This window comes from Azospirillaceae bacterium, from assembly GCA_028283825.1.
In the GTDB taxonomy this organism is placed as follows: Bacteria; Pseudomonadota; Alphaproteobacteria; order Azospirillales; family Azospirillaceae; genus Nitrospirillum.
Map to the genome: position 1 here is coordinate 367,533 of JAPWJW010000003.1, position 18,309 is coordinate 385,841.

Genomic DNA, 18,309 nt, shown 5'->3' on the forward strand with positions numbered 1-18,309 from the left:
AGAGAAACAGCTGACGGCATAGGGTGAGGCCACGCCGTCAGCTGTCTGACCTTACTTGTCGTAATTCAACAGCGACAAAACCGGCACGTCCAGCTTCTTGCGGCCTTCCAGGAAGTCCAGTTCGATCATGAAGCCGGCGGCGCGCACGTCGGCGCCGACGTCGCGCAGCAACTTGATGGCCGCACTCATGGTGCCGCCGGTGGCCAGCAGGTCGTCCACCACCACCACGCGCTGGCCCGGCTTGATCAGGTCCGCTTGGATTTCCACCGTGTCGCTGCCGTACTCCAGATCATAGGAATGGCGCACCACGTCGCCCGGCAGCTTGCCCTTCTTGCGCACCATGGCGAAGCCCAGGCCCAGCTTCAGGGCCAGCGGGGCCGCCATCAGGAAGCCGCGGGATTCGATGCCCACCAGGAAATCGACGCCCGTGTCCTGGATCAGGCGGGCCATGCGGCCCATGGCGACGGCCCAGGCGTCGGCGTGCGCCAGCAGCGGCGAGATGTCGTAGAACAGGATGCCGGGCTTGGGATAATCCGGCACGCCGCGGATGTGGCTCTTCAGGTCCATGGGGGAACGCCTCGGGGGAAACGGAAAACGCCCCGGGCCCGGGGCGCGAAATCATAAGGGACGCCCGGCCGGCTGACCAGCGCCGGGGTGCCGGTGGCCGTGGGGCGGTCGCATCATGCGCCGAATGGGCATGTCGCGGCCGCTGCTGTTGACCCGCGAGGGGCCTTTCTGTCAAGTGGATGCCGAGCAACGCCGCCCGGCGTCCCCTTCGGTGTGGGGGCGGGGCCGGCAGGGGGTACGATGGCGCCTGGCATCGGGGTGATCAAGACGGCGTGGGATGGGGACCATTGGATGGTCGCCGCCACCGGCCGCTGGGACCTGGCGGGGGCGGAGGCCCTGGACGAGCGCCTGGGCCGCCTGAAGCCGGAACGCAAGCCGGGCCAGGTCGTGCTGGATCTCTCCGGCCTGTCGGGCATGGACACGGCCGGCGCCCTGGTGCTGGACCGCCTGATCGAACGCTTGCGGGGGGAGGGGGAGACGGTGGCCGTGGTCGGCGCCACCCCGGCGCAGTGCACGCTGCTGCGCGACGTGCGCCGGGCGGTGGTGCGCCATCCCGACGTCAGCACGCCCTACCGCCCCTTCCATGATTTGCTGGAGCGGGTGGGCAAGGGCGCCTTCAGCGTCGCCTCCGACGCGTATGACCTGCTGAGCTTCTTCGGCCTGGTGTTCATCACCATCGGCCGCGTGGCGCGCGATCCGCGCCGCTTCCGATGGACCGCCTTTTTCTTCCACCTGGAACAGGTGGGATTGAACGCCCTGCCCATCATCGGGCTGCTGACCTTCCTGATCGGCGTGGTGCTGGCCTACCAGAGCGCCGACCAGTTGCGGCGATTCGGCGCGGAAATCTTTGTCGTCAATCTGCTGGGCATCGGCATCCTGCGCGAGCTGGGGGTGCTGATCACCTCCATCATCGTCGCCGGCCGGTCCGGTTCGGCCTTCACGGCGCAGATCGGCACCATGAAGGTGAACCAGGAGGTGGACGCCATGCAGGTGCTGGGGCTGGACCCCATCGAGATGCTGGTGCTGCCCCGCCTGGCCGCCCTGTTCGTGGCGCTGCCGCTGGTCAGTTTTTATGCCGACGTGGTGGGCCTGTTCGGTGGTGCGGTCATGTCCTATGGCACCCTGGACATCACGCTGGGCCAGTTCCTGCGGCAGTTGCAGGTGGCGGTGAACCCCACCACCATGATCGTGGGCCTGATCAAGGCGCCGGTGTTCGCCATCGTCATCTCCCTGGTCGGCTGTTTTGAGGGACTGAACGTGACGGGCAGTGCGGAAAGCGTGGGCAAGCTGACCACCCGGTCCGTGGTGGAATCGATCTTCCTGGTGATCGTGCTGGACGCCCTGTTCTCCATCCTCTTCTCCTACCTGAAGATCTGACGGGATGGACGGCTTGGGCGACATGGGCGGCGACAACACCGAAACGGTGATCCGGGTGCGGGGGCTGGTCACCCGCTTCGGCAGCCAGACGGTGCACGACGGCGTGGACCTGGACGTCCGCAAGGGCGAGGTGCTGGGCGTCGTCGGTGGCTCCGGCACCGGCAAGTCGGTGCTGTTGCGTGAAATCATCGGCCTGCAGCGTCCCACCCGCGGCCGGGTGGAGGTGCTGGGCCTGGACATGGAAAAGGCCGACAGCGTCGCCCGCCGCCATATCCAAAGCCGCTGGGGCGTGCTGTTCCAGGATGGCGCGCTGTTCAGTTCCATGACCGTGGCGGAAAACGTCATGGTGGCCCTGAAGGAACACACCCATCTGGACGCCTGCCTGATTCAGGAACTGGCGCGCATCAAGATCTCGATGGTGGGCTTGCCGCCCGACAGCTGTTCCAAATACCCGTCGCAACTGTCGGGCGGCATGCGCAAGCGCGCCGGCCTGGCCCGCGCCCTGGCGCTGGATCCGGAAATCCTGTTCCTGGATGAGCCGACCGCCGGCCTGGACCCCATTGGTGCTGCCGCTTTCGATCAATTGATCGGCACCTTGCAGCGCAGCCTGGGCCTGACCGTGGTTATGGTTACCCACGATTTGGACAGCCTCTATGCCATTTGCGACCGCATCGCCGTGTTGGTCGATCGTAAAATCAAGGTGGGGACCATTGACATGTTGCTGGCGGATACGCATCCCTGGATCCACGACTATTTCCACGGGCCGCGTGGCCGTGCGGCAGTGAGGGACTGAACCAGATGGAAACGCGCGCCAGCTACGCGCTCGTCGGGGGCTTCATCCTGGCTTTGACGGCGGCGTTGTTCATCGCCATCGTCTGGCTGGCCAAGGTCCAGTTCGACAAGGCCTCCACCCCCTATCGCATCTATTTCTCCGGCTCCGTCACCGGCCTGGTGGCGGGCAGCCCCGTGCGTTACCGCGGCGTGGCCGTGGGGCGCGTCACCGACATCCGCATCGATCCCGGCAACGTGGAACGTATCGAGGTGAAGGTGGAGGTGCCGAAGGACACCCCGGTCAAGTCCGACGCCGTCGCCTCGCTGGAGCCGGTGGGCGTCACCGGCGGCGTCTATGTCGAGATCGCCGGCGGCAGCCAGGAAGCGCCGCTGCTGCGCGAAACGCAAAGCGACGTGGACGTGCCGGTCATCCCCTCGCGCCCCAGCAACATCGCCTCGCTGTTGCAGGAGGCGCCGCACCTGCTGGAAAACCTGATCAAGCTGTCGGACAGCCTGTCCGGCTTCATGACGCCGGACAACCAGAAGGCCTTCGCCTCCATGCTGGCCAACCTGGCCTCCACCGCCGGGGCCGCCAACGGCACGGTGCAGGACGCCGGCCATCTGGTGAATGAGCTGCGCGGCAGCGTGAAGGAGATCAGCAAGCAGACCGAGGAATTGCTGGTCGATACCCGCACCACGGTCAACGCGGTGGGCAGCGACGCGCGCCGCATCAGCGGCAACCTGAACCAGTCGGCCGAGGACGTGAAGGTCCTGACCCGCAACCTGAACCAGACGGTGGAGCAGTTGCGCGGCATGGTGGAGGAAAACCGCGGGCCCATCCGCGATTTCACCTCCAGTGGGTTGTATGACATGACACAGCTCATTGGTGACCTGCGCACGCTCAGCAATAACCTGTCGCGGGTGACCAACCGTATCGAGAATGACCCGTCGGGCTTCCTGTTCGGCGGCCGGCAGCGTGGCGTGGAGGTGAAATGAGGGGGGCCTTGAGGGGGGCGATGAACCGCCGCCGCGTGCTGACGCGCGGTCTGGGGATGCTGGGCGGCGGTATGGCGCTGGGGGCGCTGCCCGCCTGTTCCCTGTTCGAGACGCCGCCGCACGTGGTGCGGCTGACGGCGGCGCGGGAATTCAGCCCGGCGCCGCCGGTGGGCTGGCAACTGCTGGTGGCCACACCCAGCACTTCGTCGGTATTGAACACCACGCGGGTGCCGCTGCGCATGCTGCAGGGGGACTTCGGCTATTTCGATGCCGAATGGCAGGATCCCTTGCCGGAGATGCTGCAGGGCCTGCTGATCGAGTCCTTCGAGTATTCCGGCCGCATCGCCGGCGTGGGGCGCGAGGGCTCGGGCCTGCGCGCCGATTACGTCCTGCTGATGGATATCCGCGACTTCCAGGCCGAATATCCCCACGCAACGGTGGAGGACAAGCCCACCGTCCACCTGCGCGTCCAGTGCAAGATGGTGACGCTGCCCCGCCGCACCATCCAGGAAAGCCAGGGGTTCGAGGTGTCGGTGCCGGCCAAGGCCACGGGCTTCGATGCCGTGCTGGCCGCCTATGACGAGGCCTTCCACGTCCTGGCGCGCCAGGTGGCGGAATGGGCCCTGCAGCCCGGCCGGCGGGCCGGCGGCGGCGTGTGATGCCTTTCCGCCAGGATACGGCCCGGGGCACCTCGGCGGTGGATACCTTGCCCCAGGAGACGCTGGAACGCCTGTGCGAGGCGGCGCGCGACGTCACCCTGTGCACCCGTGTGCTGGCCAAGACCGGCGACACCGTGCTGGGGGAGGCGTTGCGCGACGCGCCGCTGCCCCTGGATGACTGGCGGCATTATCCGGCGGGCGACGTCTACGACAGCGAATACCACGCCCAATACTATTTCCACGCCCATCCGGAGTCGGAGCGGGTGGGCGACGATGTCGGGCATTTCCATACCTTCATGCGGCCCCTGGGCATGCCCGATGGGGTGGCGCCCGCACCCTTGCCCGACCTGCGGCCCGATCCCGACGGCAATGACGCGCTGAGCCACCTGGTGGCCATCGGGGTCGATGGCCTGGGACGTGTCACCCGCCTATTCACCACCAACCGCTGGGTGACGGGGGAAACGTGGTATCCGGCGGCCGACGTGGCCCGCATGCTGGAGGGTTTCCAGATCGACCATGCCCGCCCGTCCTGGCCGCTGAACCGCTGGATCACGGCCATGGTCAGCCTGTACCGTGATGAGATCATTGAGCTTTTGCAGGAACGGGATGAGGTGGTCGCCCGCTGGCGGGCGGACCACCCCGGCGCGTATGTCTATGACGACCGCGATCTTGAGGTGACGTCCGAACGGGCGGTGGATGTCGAGGGCCGCATCCAGGAATTGGAGCGTGCGCTGCGCCGTCGCCGCCGCCAACAGGCGCCATCCGCCTGACGGGTAAAGGGATATAGACCCAAGCGAAGACGGCGATATCACCCAAATGGCGTTGGCCAAGACAGCCAAGGCTGTATTATTAATGGGCAATGGTGGCCTGGTAGTGTCCGGGCGCCGCAAATGGGACGAAGGGAGCGGGTTGTCCTGCCGATGGCCGAGACCTTGACGCATCAGGACGTGCAGCGCCTTCTGGCTGACCCGTCCGCCACGACCCGGGCCGAACTGGCCACCAAGCTTGCCACCCAGGTGGGCGCGGAACAGCTATCCGTATCCGAGCGCGCGCTGGCGGAGGACATCGTCCGCCTGATGGCGAAGGACGCGGCGGTCCGCGTGCGCTCCGCTCTGTCGGAAAGCTTGAAGACCAACCCTGCCATTCCCCGCGACATCGCCCTGGTGCTGGCGCGCGACGTGGAAGAGGTGTCGCTGCCCTTCATCGAGGTATCGTCGGTGCTGACCGATGGCGACCTGCTCGAACTGATCCAGAGCGGGTCGGAGGCCAAGCAGACCGCCGTCGCCAAGCGGCCCGATGTGTCGGAAGGCGTCGCGCATGCGCTGGTCGATGGCGGGGCCGAGAAGGCCGTCGCCACCCTGATGGCCAACGACAAGGCCAAGGTGACCGAGGCGGCGCTGACCCGGGTGCTGAACCGCTTCCCCAAGAGCGACGCCGTGCACGCCCCGCTGATCGAGCGCGGCAGCCTGCCCATCACCATCGCCGAACGGCTGGTGACCCTGGTGTCGGAGCAGTTGCGCGACCGGCTGGTGGAAAAGCATGAGCTGTCGGCCGACGTCGCCAGCGACATCGTGCTCCAGGGGCGGGAGAAGGCGACCTACGAACTGGTCGGTGTGGCCAGCGACGCCCAGCTGGAAACGCTGGTCGAACAGCTCTATCGCAACAACCGGCTGTCGCCGTCGCTGCTGCTGCGGTCGCTGTGCGTGGGTGATCTGGCCTTCTTCGAGGTGGCGCTGGCTCAATTGGCCCGCATCCCCACGCCCAACGCCCGCATGCTGATCCATGACGCCGGCAAGCTGGGCATGAAGTCGCTGTTCGACCGCACCGGCCTGCCCAAGACGCTGTATCCCGCCATCCAGGTGGCCCTGGACGTGGCCAACGAGACGGACTTCGACGGCGGCGACCACGATCTGGAACGCCATCGGCGCAAGATGCTGGAACGCATCCTGACCCAGTTCGAGGAAATGGGCAGCGACGACCTGGATTATCTCCTGAGCAAGTTGTCGGACCTGACCGCGACGGTGTGATGGGCTGAGCGTGGCGGTTGCGCCGCCACGCTTCCACCACAATCACCGGGCTTATTCCCCTCATCACGTAAGGGATGGGGATCCTGCATATCATGGCGACTTCTCACCGGCGCGCGGCTTGCGTGGCCGTTCTCGCTTGCGTCCTGGGCGCCCTGCCGGCCACGGCGGGTACTTTGGACAAGGCGTCGCTTCAGGCGCGCCTGGACCGGTTGGCCCACGACTTCCCCGGCCGGATCGGCATCGCCGTGCGCGACTGCGCCACCGGTGATACGCTGGGCGTGAAGGCGGATGAGCGGTTTCCGGAGCAGAGCGTCTTCAAGCTGCCGGTGGCCATCGCCGTGCTGGACCTGGTTGATCGGGGGCGTCTGTCGCTAGACCGGAAAATCACGCTTTATCCCCAGGATATGGCCATCTATTGGCAGCCGTTGGCGGCCAACGTGACCGCCGCCGGCTGGATCACCACACTGGATGACCTGCTGACCCGCATGGTGGCGCAAAGCGACAACGCCGCCACCGAGAACATCCTGCGCCTGATCGGCGGTCCGGCGGCGGTGCAGGCTGTCCTGACGGCCAAGGGCCTGGATGGCATCCGCGTCGACCGGGACGAGCGGCATTTGCAGACGGAGATCATCGGCATCCAATGGGATGACCGCTTCGTGGACGAGGAAGTCTTTCACCGGGCCATCGCGGCGGTGCCGGCGGCGACCCGGGCCGCCAAGCGCGACGCCTACCTGGCCGATCCGCGCGACACCGCGCAGCCGGCGGCCATGGCACGCCTGCTGGACCGGCTGGCCAAGGGCGAGCTTCTGAGCCCCGCCAGCACGAAGCATCTGCTGGATATCCTGAACGGCACCACGACCAAGCCGGGTCGCCTGAAGGCCGGGCTGGCCCCCGGCTGGTCCCTGGGCCATAAGACCGGCGCCGGTTCAACCGTGCAGGGCATGGCCCTGGCCAACAACGATGTCGGCTTGCTGACCGCCCCCGGCGGCAGCCGCTACGCCGTGGCGGTGTACGTCGCCAGTACCAGGCGCCCGGAGGAGGAGGCCGACGCCTTCATCGCCGCCGTGTCGCGGGCGGTGGTGGCCGCCTGGAAACCTTAAGTTCCGCGCCGTTTCGCCCGCGCTGTCGGCTCCGCCTCCAGCGGATTGTCGGGCCAGTAATGGCGGGGATAGCGCCCGGCCAAATCCTTCTTCACGTCGCGATAGGTGTTGGCCCAGAAGGAGGCCAGGTCGCGCGTGACCTGGATGGGGCGGTGGGCGGGTGACAGCAGGTGCAGCAGCACGGGCACGCCCGCCACCGTCGGCGTCTGGGCCAGGCCGAACAACTCCTGCAAGCGCACCGCCAGCGTGGGGATCTCCCCGGAATAGTCGATGGGCAGGCGTGATCCGCTGGGTACGTCGATGTGGGTGGGGGCCTGCCGTTCCATCTCCTGGGCCCGGTTCCAGTCCAGCAGGCCGGTCAGCGCGTTATGCAGGTCCAGGCGCGGCAGGTGGCCGGCGCGGCTGATGCCCGGCAGATAGGGGGCCAGCCAGTCCTCCATGCCCGCCAGCAGGGCCTCATCCGACATGTCCGGCCAGGTGTCGGCATCGGCGCGGTGCAGGAACCGCACGCGCTCGCGCCAGGTGTCCAGCGCCTTGGTCCACGGCAGGCTGGCCAGGCCCATCTCGCGGATGCCGGTCATCATGGCGGCGGCCACGGACTCAGGCTGCGGCTGGGTCAGGGCCTCATCCTTCAGCACCAGGCCGAACAGCCGGCGGCGGCGGCGGGCCAGCACGGCCTGCTCCCGACCATCCCAGGTGACCACCTCCTCCGTCACGATGCGGTCGGCGTAGACCTCCTCGATCTCATCGCGGCTGATGGGGGCGGCCAGGTAGATGCGGGCCTCGCGCGTGTTGCCGTCCAGGTCACCCACGGCCAGCCAGTCCTGGCGCGACAGCGCATCGGCCGTGTCCAGCACCGCCCCCTTGCCGCTGGCCAGGCGGTATTGTCCCTGGCCGCCCGGGCGCTTCTGCGCCAACCGGTCGGGATAGGCCAGGGCCAGCAGGCGGCCGGCATCCTCGCCGGTGAAGCGGCGGTCGGTGATGCGCAGCTGGCGCATCACCTGGCGAGCGCCCTCGCGAATCTGGCGCAAGGCGTTGCGGTCGGCGGCACCATTGTCGTCGCCCGACAGCAGATCCAGCCGGCGGCGCAGATCAGCATCGCGGCTGATGCCGCGCAGGGGATCGCGCTCCCCCAGCAGGCCGGCCAGGTGGGCCGCCGCCGCACCCAGGCCCATCTCCATGCCCACCAGCACCATGTGGGCCAGGCGCGGATGCATGCCAAGCGTGGCCATGCGGCGGCCGTGCGGCGTGATCTTGCCGGCGGCGTCCAGCGCGCCCAACTGCGCCAGCAGGTCGCGGGCTTGGGTCAGCGGGGCGGCCGGCGGCGCATCCAGCCAGGGCAGGGTGGCGGCGTCATCCACCCCCCAGGCCGCCAGTTCCAGCGCCAGGGGCGCCAGGTCGGCGCGCAGGATTTCCGGCGCGGCGAAGGGCACCAGGGCGCGGTCCGCCTGCTCGCTCCACAGCCGATAGCAGATGCCGGGTTCCAGCCGGCCGGCGCGGCCCCGGCGCTGGTCGGCCGACGCGCGGGAGGCGCGGGCCGTTTCCAGCCGGTTCATGCCGCTGCCGGGATCGAAACGGCCCAGGCGGGACTGGCCGCCATCCACCACGATGCGGATGCCGTCGATGGTCAGGCTGGTTTCGGCGATGGCGGTGGCCAGCACCACCTTGCGTTTGCCGGCCGGCGCCGGGCGGATGGCGGCTTCCTGCTGGTCCAGCGCCAGGTCGCCGTAGAGCGGCGCCACCACCACGTTGGACGGCAGGCCCAGATCGGCCAGGGCCTTTTCCGTGCGCCGGATTTCCCCCGTGCCGGGCAGGAAGACCAGGGCGCTGCCCGTTTCCTCCGCCAGGGCGCGTTTCACCACGCGGGCGATGGAGGTTTCCAGCCGGTCGGTGGCGGACGGTTCCACCCAGCGGGTTTCCACCGGGAAGCTGCGGCCGTCGCTGCTGACCATGGGCGCGTCGCCCAGCAGGCCGGCCACCGCCGCCCCGTCCAGGGTGGCGGACATGACCAGCAGGCGCAGATCCTCACGCAGCAAGCCCTGCGCCTGAAGGCAGAAGGCCAGGGCCAAGTCGGCATCCAAGCTGCGTTCGTGGAATTCGTCGAACAACACAGCACCCACGCCGTCCAGCGACGGGTCGGCCTGAAGCTGGCGCAGGAACAGGCCTTCCGTCACCACTTCGATCCGGGTGGCGGGGCCGACGCGGGTATCCAGGCGCACGCGATAGCCCACGGTCTCGCCCACCGCTTCGCCCAATGTGTCGGCCATGCGCTTGGCGGCGGCGCGGGCGGCCAGGCGGCGCGGTTCCAGCATGACGATGCGCTGGCCAGCCAGCCAGGGCTGGTCCAGCAGGGCCAGGGGCACACGCGTCGTCTTGCCGGCGCCGGGGGCGGCCTGCAGCACGGCGTTGGGGCCGGTCGCCATCACCCGCAGCAGGTCGGGCAGGACGGCGTCGATGGGAAGCGCGGAAGGGGGAAGGACGGGCGGCATGATCGCCGTCATACAGGCTGGCGGCGCGTGCCGCCAGCATCAGCAAACTAAGCCAAGCTCAGCGTGCCCAGGCTGCGGCGGAAATCCTCCGGCCGGTAGGGCTTGGTGATGAAGCCCAGCGACACCGCCGGCGCCCGGGTGCGCAGTACGTCCGGATCCACGGCGCTGGTGAACAGGCTGCGCACGCCGAAACGCTTCCAGATGCGGTCGGCCGCCTCCACACCGTCATCACCGCCGCGCAGCATGACGTCCATCAGCACCAGGTCGGGACGATGATGATCCACGGCCTGCACCGCCTCATCCACCGTGGCGGCGATGGCGCAGACCTCATGTCCCTGTTGCAGCAGGATGTGCTGGAGACCCAAGGCGATCAGCGCCTCATCCTCAACCACCACGATGCGGTAATGGGGATTGCGGGCGGTGGAGGACCGCTGGTCGTAATCCCGATCAACTATCTGTTCGGCACGCACGGCAACTACCTGTCAACGTCGCGAGGAAATCTGGCGTCCGGCCGTTGCCAAGGGCTGACCCAGACTGTCCCCATATTCTCGTAAAATCGTATCCAAGGATATCCGCCCTTGAGGAAGAGAACGGTAGGCAACCTGTCATAGTTCGAGCGGGTGGAGCACGGGCGTACAGTCACCGACCAGGGGGTAATGCTAAAAACGGCCTTGAACAGCGGCGGGTGCCATAGGGGGCAGGCGGACGTATTCCCAATGGTATGGAATGGCACTTAAAATCCGCACGCACCCTGTCTACTATGCGCCCCATCCACGGCCTGCCTTCGGCCCCTTCATCGCTTGCCTTCGGAAAGTGCAAATGTCCGCTCTCAGCACCGTCATCGTGCCGATCAACCGCGCTGGTTGGCCTTTCATCCTGGCGTTCGCCGTGGTCACCGTCATCCTGTTCCTGCTGTCCACCTTCCTGGGGTGGATCGGCGTGGTCCTGACGGCCTGGTGCGTCTATTTCTTCCGCGATCCCGACCGGGTGGTGCCGACCCGCCCCGGCCTGATGGTCAGCCCGGCCGACGGCCTGGTGCAGATGATCACCAAGGCCGTGCCCCCGCCCGAACTGGGCATGGGGCCGGAGCCGCTGACCCGCATCAGCATTTTCCTGAACGTCTTCAACGTCCACATCAACCGCAGCCCCATCGAGGGCACGGTGACCCGGGCGGAATACCACCCCGGCAAGTTCCTGAACGCCTCCTTCGACAAGGCCAGCGAACTGAATGAGCGCATGAGCGTGCGCCTGGCCATGGCCGACGGGCGTGAAATCGCCTTCGTGCAGATCGCGGGCCTGGTGGCGCGCCGCATCATCTGCACCCTGAAGCCGGGGCAGTCGGTGTCGACGGGTGAGCGTTACGGCCTGATCCGTTTCGGCAGCCGTACCGACGTCTACCTGCCCGATGGCGTGCAGCCGCTGGTCATCGTCGGCCAGAAGGCGCTGGGCGGTGAAACCATCCTGGCCGACCTGGCCAGCGTCGAGCCGCAGCGCCAGGGTGTGGTGCGCTGATGCCGCGCCGCCCCCCGGGAAGCGGGCTGCAGGGGCGGCGGCGGCGGGCCATCCGGCCGCCCCGCCTGGGCGGCCTGACCATCAACAAGCTGCTGCCCAACATGCTGACCGTGCTGGCGCTGTCGGCCGGCATGACGGGCATCCGCTTCGCGACCGAGCAGCGTTGGGAACAGGCCGTCATCGCCATCGTGGTGGCGGCGGTGCTGGACGCGCTGGACGGCCGCATCGCCCGGCTGCTGAACGCGCAAAGCAAGTTCGGCGCGGAACTGGACAGCCTGTCGGACGTGGTCAGCTTCGGCGTGGCCCCGGCCATGATCCTGTACATGTGGGGCCTGAACGAGGCGCGCAGCTTCGGCTGGATCGCCTGCCTGCTGTTCGGCGCCTGTGCCGCCCTGCGGCTGGCCCGCTTCAACACCGCGTTGGGCTCCGCGGCACAGAAGCCGGTGTGGGCCTACAACTACTTCACCGGCGTGCCGGCCCCGGCCGGCGCCGGCATGGCCCTGCTGCCCATCGTCGCCAGTTTCGAGATGGGGCGGACGGTGGTGGGCCACCCGGCCTTCGTCGTCATCTGGACCGTGGGCATGGCGGCGCTGATGATCAGCGCCGTGCCGACCTTCTCCCTGAAGGGCCTGCGCATCCCGCAGGGGCTGGTGGTGTTCGTGCTGCTGGGCCTGGCCCTGCTGGCCGCCGCCGTGGTCAGCGCGCCCTGGACGACGCTGATGGTGCTGGGCGTGGGTTATCTCGCCACCATCCCCTTCAGCGTGCGGCAGTACCGCCGCCTGCTGACCCAGGCGGAAAGCCTGGTCGGCGCGGTGGATGAGCCGATGGCCGAGGAAACGGTGGTGGAAGAGCTGCCGCCCGAGGAGCCGCCCAAAGAGCCGCGATTCCTTTAATCGACTTCCGCCACGGTCAGCCGGGCATGGACATGGACGGGCACCCGCCCGTCCGCATCCGCCAGGGGGGCGAAGGCTGTGGCGATGTCCGTTTCCAATCGCGCGCGCCCCACCGCCGTCAGGTGGGCCAGGGCCGGCGCGAACGCCATTTCCAGGGTGGGACGCCAGAACGGCCGGCGGATGTCGGCCTGGGTGGTGTGGCGCAGGGCGCTGTCCTCAACCGTGCTGAAACCCGCCACCCGGCACAGATCGGGCAATACGCCCGGCGTGGCGAAGCGGAACAGCGTCGCCAACGCTGGTTCGCCGCCGACATAGGCGTCGATCACCTGGAACAGGGTGTTGTCGGCCTGGGCGCCCCAGCACAGCAGGGCCGCGCGCCCGCCGGGACGCAGCACGCGGCGCATCTCCGCCAAGGCGAGTTGGGCGTCCGGCACGAACATCAGGCCGAAACGGCAGCTCACCCGGTCGACCGACGCGTCGGCCAGGGGCAGGGCCGTCATGTCGGCCGCCAGGAAGGAAAGGGGGGACAGGTCGGCGCCACGGCGCCGCGCGCCCGCCATCATCGCCGGCACCAGATCGGTGGCCAGCACGCGGCCCGCCGGCCCGCGTTCGGTTGGTACAAACGTACGGGCGGCGGTCAGCGCCGGCTCACCGGCGCCGGTGGCCAGGTCCAGCAGGATATGATGGGGTTCAAGGGACAGGGCCGTCAGCAACGGGGCGTTCAGCCGTTCGGCCGGTTCGGCCATCGTGTCGGCCCAACGGTCCCAGGCGGCACCACTGTCCCGCCAGCGGCGGACTTCCCCCGCCCGGTCGGGCAGGGCGGGTCCCGTCAATGCAGGACCCGGGGATGGTTTTCCAGGGGTTCATAGCTGGCGTCGGCCAGGCGGTGGCGCAGGGTGTCCACCTCTTCCGTCAGGCGCTGGTTGAACTCGCCCAGCCGCTCGACCTGGCCGGCCAGGTCGGTCAGGTCGCGTTGCAGGCGGGTCAGATGGTCCGACGCCGTGCGCGCCAGGTTGGACTGGCGCACGGCCAGGCGGCCCAGGCGGCGCCAGATGTAGCCGACGCTGAGGCCGGCGGAGGCCAGCACCAGGGTGCTGGCGAAGACCAGGAACAGGGCGGGGTGGGCGTTATCCAGCTGCGAGAGCATGTGTGTTCAACCATGAAGGCCGTGCCGGTCGAAAAAGGCCCCCGGGGCGGCGGACAAAGGATGTCGGTGACGATAGTACAGATAAGCACGGCACCGTCTTGTGCAAAGGCATGGGTGCCAGCGCGTCGCTTACGACAGGCTGGTGGTCGCCTCGGCGAAATGCTCCGGCGTCAATGCGGCCAGCTTGTCGCCGAAGGCGCGCAGAACCGGCAGGAAACGATCGATCTGGTCACGGGTGACATGCGCGTCGGTGCGCAGGATGATGTCCGGGGCGGCCTGCAACAGCTGCGTCATGCGGAAAGGTCCGATCTGCTCATCCAGGAACATGGACAGTCCCATCAGCATGCCGAGGGTGACATCCTCGGGCGCGCTGGGGGTGTTCAGCACGTCGTGCAACTGTTCCATCAGCGTGTAGGTCAGGACGGAGGTCCGCTCGATGAGGTTGTTTTGCGGGATCGGCCGGGACATTGACTAGCGCTCCTTTCAACACCTCCCCGACTGGGGATGAGCGAACGATAAGGGGCCGCTCGTCACTAAACCGTTAACTACGCACGAACGGGAATCCACTGCTAAAGGAGGGGGTGGGGCCTGACCCCGGGGGAGCCTTTCACCTTCTTTGACCGCGCGTCCCGGGCCGGAAGCGGCTACACTGCCGCCCGAACCAGAACCGGTTGACGCGTGCGATGGCCTCAGGAAAATCCGGGAAATACTATCGTCTGGACGGCTTGAGCGTCCTGGTGGCGGACGACAACCGCTTCGTGCGCACCATCCTGGTGACGGTGCTGCGCGGCCTGGGCATCGGCCGGGTGCTGCAGGCCGAAAGCGGGGAAGAGGCGACCGCCATCCTGGACGTCGCCACCCAGATGCAGGGCGCCAGCGACATCGACCTGGTCTTCGCCGACCATCTGATGGCACCGGTGGACGGGCTGGAACTGCTGAAGTGGGTGCGCGGCCATGAGCATGAAAAGCTTAAGTTCCTGCCCTTCGTGATGATGAGCGGCGAGGCGGACGCGGCCGCCGTGCGGCTGGCCCGCGACGGCGGTGTCACCGAATATCTGGCCAAGCCCATGTCGGTGGTGAACGTGGCCTCGCGCATCCTGGCCATCGTGGACAAGCCGCGCCCCTTCGTGCGGGCGCCCGGCTATGTCGGCCCCGACCGCCGCCGCCAGATCCTGCCCTATCCGGGGGAGGAGCGGCGCGGTGCTGCGGTTGAGCCTGTATCCCTTGAGGAGGCGTCGGAGAACCTGCCACCGGTGGGGCAGGCCGTGCCGGAGGCGCCCCCCGACGCCGAGGGTGCGGGGGTGGAGACGGCGCCAGAAACTGTGGATTAACCCTGTTGGGGTATATGACGAGATGACGGACAAGAATGGCCCCGCGGGGAAAGGGATTCCCGGCAAGGGCACGCGGGTGGTGGAAATCATCGAGCTACCCAACAAGCTGCGTGCCAAGGTGGGCGGCAGCAGCGACGGCAAGCCCGGGCAGATCGACCCCGCCGCCATCGAGCGGGCCACCCGCCACGTGGCGCGGATGAGCGACGCGCACCAGGCGCAGACCCGCATCGACCTCACCACCCTGCAGGCGGCGTTCGAGCAGGCGAAACGGGATGAGCCGAACCGGGCCCAGCACCTGCGCAAGGTCTACAAGATCGCCGACGGCATCATGACCCTGGGCCGGACCTTCGGCTATAACCTGCTGTCCGACTTCGCCAATTCCATGAACCATTTCCTGGTGGGAATCGAGGCGCCGACCGATGCGCAGATGACCGTGCTGGCCCTGCACATCGATGCCATGCACGTGGTCATCCGCGACGACGTGAAGGGCGATGGCGGGGAACTGGGCCAGGCCCTGACCAAGTCCCTGGCCTTGGCCCGCGCCAAGCTGATTCATAAGAGGTAAGTTCGCCCTCGGGCGGCGGGCGGCCGCATCCGCGGCCTTGCCTTCCTCGATTTCCAGTCCGCTGCCGCTCCCCAGAAATCTCCGGCGCCCGCGGTTGCGGGCTACCGGGGCATGAGTTGAAGCTCGTGCCCCGGGGTTTGGCGTGTGCCTACTTGTCCTTCTTGGCGCGGGCGAAGGCGTCGGCCAGGGCGCCGCCGAAGGCATCGCCGAAGGAGCCGCCGCGCGACTCCTGCGACTTGCCGCCCCGATCACCGCCCTGTGGCCGGTTGCCCGACGGCTTGCGATCGCCCTGGGGACGATCCCCCTGGGGCCGGTTTCCCGGCGGACGATTGCCTTGGGGGCGGGGGCCGTTGCGGTTGTCGCCGCGCGCCTCATTGGGGCGGCTGTCGCGCCCACCCTCTTGACGCCCATTGGCCGGCCGCTCGGCCTGTTCCTCCAGGCGCATGGTCAGGGCGACGCGGCGGCGCTTCAGGTCCACCTCCAGCACCTTGACCTTGACGATGTCGCCGGCCGTGACGACGGCGTGCGGGTCCTTCACGAACTTGCCGGCCAGCTGCGAAATATGGACCAGGCCGTCCTGGTGGACGCCCACGTCGACGAAGGCGCCGAAGGCGGTGACATTGGTGACCACGCCCTCCAGCACCATGTCGGGCTGCAGGTCCTTCAGTTCCACCACCCCGTCCTTGAAGGCGGCGGTCTTGAACTCGGGGCGCGGGTCGCGGCCCGGCTTCTCCAGTTCCTTAAGGATATCTTCGACCGTTGGGATACCGAAACGGTCGTCGGCATAGTCGGCCGGGTCCAGGCCGCGCAGGAAGGGCACGTCGCCGATCAGCGTGGCCAGCGTCCGGCCGCTCTTGGCCAGGATGCGTTCCACCACGGTGTAGGATTCCGGGTGGACGGCCGATCCGTCCAGGGCGTTCTCACCATCGCGGATGCGCAGGAAGCCCGCCGCTTGTTCGAACGCCTTGGGCCCCAGGCGCGACACGTCCAGCAGCTGGCGCCGGTTGCGGAAGGCGCCGTTGCTGTCGCGGTGCTCGACGATGTTGCGCGCGATGCTGTCGCTCAGGCCCGACACCCGGGCCAGCAGGGGTACCGACGCGGTGTTCAAATCCACGCCGACGCCGTTCACGCAATCCTCCACCACCGCGTCCAGGGTGCGGGCCAGCTTGGTGGGGCTGACGTCATGCTGGTACTGGCCGACGCCGATGGACTTGGGGTCGATCTTCACCAGCTCGGCCAGCGGATCCTGCAGGCGCCGGGCGATGGAGACGGCGCCGCGCAGGCTGACGTCCAGGTTGGGGAATTCCTTGGCCGCCACTTCCGACGCGGAATAGACCGAGGCGCCGGCCTCCGACACCATGATCTTGGTCAGCTTCAGCTGCGGGAACTGGCTCATCAGGTCGGCGGCCAGCTTGTCCGTTTCCCGCGACGCGGTGCCGTTGCCGATGGCGATCAGGCCGACATCGTACCGGGCGGCCAGGGCCGCCAGCGCGGCGATGGACCCGGCCCAGTCGCGGCGCGGCTCATGCGGGTAGATGACGGCCGTGTCCAGCATCTTGCCGGTGGCGTCCACCACCGCCACCTTCACGCCGGTGCGGATGCCGGGGTCCAGGCCCAGGGTGGCGCGCTGGCCAGCGGGCGGGGCCAGCAGCAGGCCCTTCAGGTTACGGCCGAAGACGGCGATGGCCTCATCCTCCGCCCGGTCGCGCACCTCACCCATCAGGTCCAGTTCCAGGTGCAGCGCGATCTTGGTGCGCCAGGCCCAGCGGCAGGTGTCCAGCAGCCAGCGGTCGGCCGGCCGGCCCTGGTCCCGGATGTCGAATCGGTTGGCGATGGCCACCTCGCAGGGGTGGGCTTGGCCGGGTGCGGGGTCTTCGCCCACCTTGACCGCCAGGTCCAGGATGCCGCCGGCCCGGCCGCGGAACAGCGCCAGCGCCCGGTGCGAGGGCAATGCTGCCAGCGCCTCCGCCTTGTCGAAATAGTCGGAGAACTTGGCGCCCTCCTCGGCCTTGCCCTCCACCACGGTGGAGACGACGCGGCCGTGTTCCTTGCAGTAACCGCGCAGGAAACCCAGCAGTTCGGCGTTCTCGCCCATGCGTTCCACCAGGATCGCGCGGGCGCCGTCCAGGGCGGCCTTGACGTCGGCGACGCCCTTTTCGGCATCGACGTAGCCGGCGGCGGCGGAGTCGGGGTCATGGCTGGGCTGGCCCAGCAGCAGGTCGGCCAAGGGCTCCAGTCCCGCCTCGCGGGCGATCATGGCCTTGGTGCGGCGCTTGGGCTTGTAGGGCAGGTACAGATCTTCCAGCCGCGTCTTGGTATCGGCGGCGGCGATCTGCGTCAGCAGTTCCGGCGTCAGCTTGCCCTGTTCCTCAATGGACTTGAGGATGGTGGCGCGCCGCTCTTCCATCTCACGCAGATAGCGTAGGCGCTCATCCAGGGTGCGCAGCTGGGTGTCGTCCAGGCCGCCCGTCGCCTCTTTGCGATAGCGGGCGATGAAGGGCACGGTCGAGCCTTCGTCCAGCAGGGCGACTGCCGCGGCCACTTGCTCGGGGCGGGCGGACAGTTCGGTGGCGATCAGGCCGACGATGCGGCGCGCGGTATCGGTCATGGCGGCTTCGGGACCAGGCAAGGTGATTGGGACATTGGCTGCCCCGGCCGGGGCGCCCAGGCTCATTACCCCGATGCGGCGGCAACCGCCAGCCTTTGCGTCGTCTATCTCCAAGAGACAGGTTTTCCACCATCCGGACAGGAGAATCGGTTAACGGTGCCAACACAACCCCGTGGCCCACCCAATGGTTGTCGCGCTATCCCTGGGGTCCACCCGGCGAATTATTTGCACTTTTGGACAGGTGGGGCCGCCGCCGTCCCCAGCCAT

Annotated in this window: 18 protein-coding genes; 11 read left to right on the top strand and 7 right to left on the bottom strand. The window is 68.2% G+C overall.

Translation table 11 applies throughout. The features are described from left to right. Positions 1–51: 51 nt before the first annotated feature. The gene (locus PW843_13655; protein MDE1147643.1) at positions 52–567 is read right to left on the bottom strand and encodes an adenine phosphoribosyltransferase; all 516 of its coding nucleotides are present in this window, start codon (positions 565–567) and stop codon (positions 52–54) included. A gap of 240 nt (positions 568–807) precedes the next feature. On the opposite strand from PW843_13655, the gene PW843_13660 reads away from it, so the two are divergent. The 7 genes from PW843_13660 to bla all read left to right on the top strand — a co-directional run bounded on the left by PW843_13660 (position 808) and on the right by bla (position 7,497). Then, positions 808–1,944, top strand: coding sequence for an MlaE family lipid ABC transporter permease subunit (locus tag PW843_13660; GenBank protein ID MDE1147644.1), 1,137 nt, complete (start codon positions 808–810; stop codon positions 1,942–1,944). Between the two features lie 4 nt (positions 1,945–1,948). Then, entirely contained in the window at positions 1,949–2,737 is a 789-nt protein-coding gene (locus PW843_13665) for an ABC transporter ATP-binding protein (protein MDE1147645.1), read from the top strand. A 5-nt stretch (positions 2,738–2,742) separates the two neighbouring features. Beyond that, complete coding sequence (locus PW843_13670) at positions 2,743–3,711, top strand: MlaD family protein (GenBank protein MDE1147646.1); 969 nt, start codon at positions 2,743–2,745, stop codon at positions 3,709–3,711. 20 nt (positions 3,712–3,731) lie between these two features. Continuing rightward, positions 3,732–4,370: an ABC-type transport auxiliary lipoprotein family protein gene (locus PW843_13675; protein ID MDE1147647.1), complete on the top strand. Its 639-nt coding sequence runs from the start codon at positions 3,732–3,734 to the stop codon at positions 4,368–4,370. Further along, positions 4,370–5,140: a hypothetical protein gene (locus PW843_13680; protein MDE1147648.1), complete on the top strand. Its 771-nt coding sequence runs from the start codon at positions 4,370–4,372 to the stop codon at positions 5,138–5,140. Before PW843_13675 ends, PW843_13680 begins: the two co-directional genes overlap by 1 nt. Positions 5,141–5,290: 150 nt before the next feature. After that, the gene (locus PW843_13685; GenBank protein ID MDE1147649.1) at positions 5,291–6,397 is read left to right on the top strand and encodes a DUF2336 domain-containing protein; all 1,107 of its coding nucleotides are present in this window, start codon (positions 5,291–5,293) and stop codon (positions 6,395–6,397) included. 92 nt (positions 6,398–6,489) lie between these two features. Beyond that, the gene (gene bla, locus PW843_13690; GenBank protein MDE1147650.1) at positions 6,490–7,497 is read left to right on the top strand and encodes a class A beta-lactamase; all 1,008 of its coding nucleotides are present in this window, start codon (positions 6,490–6,492) and stop codon (positions 7,495–7,497) included. Here bla and hrpB read toward each other — a convergent pair. Together hrpB and PW843_13700 are read right to left on the bottom strand one after the other, a co-directional pair. Further along, positions 7,494–9,986 (bottom strand): ATP-dependent helicase HrpB, encoded by a 2,493-nt coding sequence (gene hrpB / locus PW843_13695; GenBank protein MDE1147651.1) that lies wholly within the window; start codon positions 9,984–9,986, stop codon positions 7,494–7,496. The two genes, bla and hrpB, sit on opposite strands and share 4 nt — an antisense overlap. 47 nt (positions 9,987–10,033) lie before the next feature. Then, on the bottom strand, positions 10,034–10,456 hold the full coding sequence (locus PW843_13700) for a response regulator (protein MDE1147652.1): 423 nt from the start codon (positions 10,454–10,456) through the stop codon (positions 10,034–10,036). A 349-nt stretch (positions 10,457–10,805) separates the two neighbouring features. Between PW843_13700 and PW843_13705 the strand changes: the two genes are divergently transcribed. Together PW843_13705 and pssA are read left to right on the top strand one after the other, a co-directional pair. Then, on the top strand, positions 10,806–11,498 hold the full coding sequence (locus PW843_13705) for a phosphatidylserine decarboxylase (protein ID MDE1147653.1): 693 nt from the start codon (positions 10,806–10,808) through the stop codon (positions 11,496–11,498). Next, positions 11,498–12,391, top strand: coding sequence for a CDP-diacylglycerol--serine O-phosphatidyltransferase (pssA, locus tag PW843_13710; GenBank protein MDE1147654.1), 894 nt, complete (start codon positions 11,498–11,500; stop codon positions 12,389–12,391). The genes PW843_13705 and pssA overlap by 1 nt, the downstream gene beginning before the upstream one ends. Here the strand turns inward: pssA and PW843_13715 are convergent. From PW843_13715 to PW843_13725, 3 genes are all read right to left on the bottom strand, one after another. Next, positions 12,388–13,224, bottom strand: a complete 837-nt coding sequence (locus tag PW843_13715) for a methyltransferase domain-containing protein (protein MDE1147655.1) — start codon at positions 13,222–13,224, stop codon at positions 12,388–12,390. The genes pssA and PW843_13715 overlap by 4 nt on opposite strands. After that, positions 13,221–13,538 carry a hypothetical protein gene (locus PW843_13720; GenBank protein ID MDE1147656.1) on the bottom strand — a complete coding sequence of 106 codons (318 nt, stop codon included), beginning with the start codon at positions 13,536–13,538 and terminating at the stop codon, positions 13,221–13,223. Before PW843_13720 ends, PW843_13715 begins: the two co-directional genes overlap by 4 nt. Positions 13,539–13,667: 129 nt before the next feature. Continuing rightward, the gene (locus PW843_13725; GenBank protein ID MDE1147657.1) at positions 13,668–14,006 is read right to left on the bottom strand and encodes a hypothetical protein; all 339 of its coding nucleotides are present in this window, start codon (positions 14,004–14,006) and stop codon (positions 13,668–13,670) included. Positions 14,007–14,221: 215 nt separating this feature from the next. On the opposite strand from PW843_13725, the gene PW843_13730 reads away from it, so the two are divergent. Then, positions 14,222–14,869, top strand: coding sequence for a response regulator (locus PW843_13730; GenBank protein ID MDE1147658.1), 648 nt, complete (start codon positions 14,222–14,224; stop codon positions 14,867–14,869). A gap of 22 nt (positions 14,870–14,891) precedes the next feature. Continuing rightward, the gene (locus PW843_13735) at positions 14,892–15,434 is read left to right on the top strand and encodes a hypothetical protein (protein ID MDE1147659.1); all 543 of its coding nucleotides are present in this window, start codon (positions 14,892–14,894) and stop codon (positions 15,432–15,434) included. Positions 15,435–15,582: 148 nt separating this feature from the next. Here PW843_13735 and PW843_13740 read toward each other — a convergent pair whose 3' ends face one another. Beyond that, the gene (locus PW843_13740; protein ID MDE1147660.1) at positions 15,583–18,042 is read right to left on the bottom strand and encodes a Tex family protein; all 2,460 of its coding nucleotides are present in this window, start codon (positions 18,040–18,042) and stop codon (positions 15,583–15,585) included. Between the last annotated feature and the right edge of the window lie 267 nt (positions 18,043–18,309).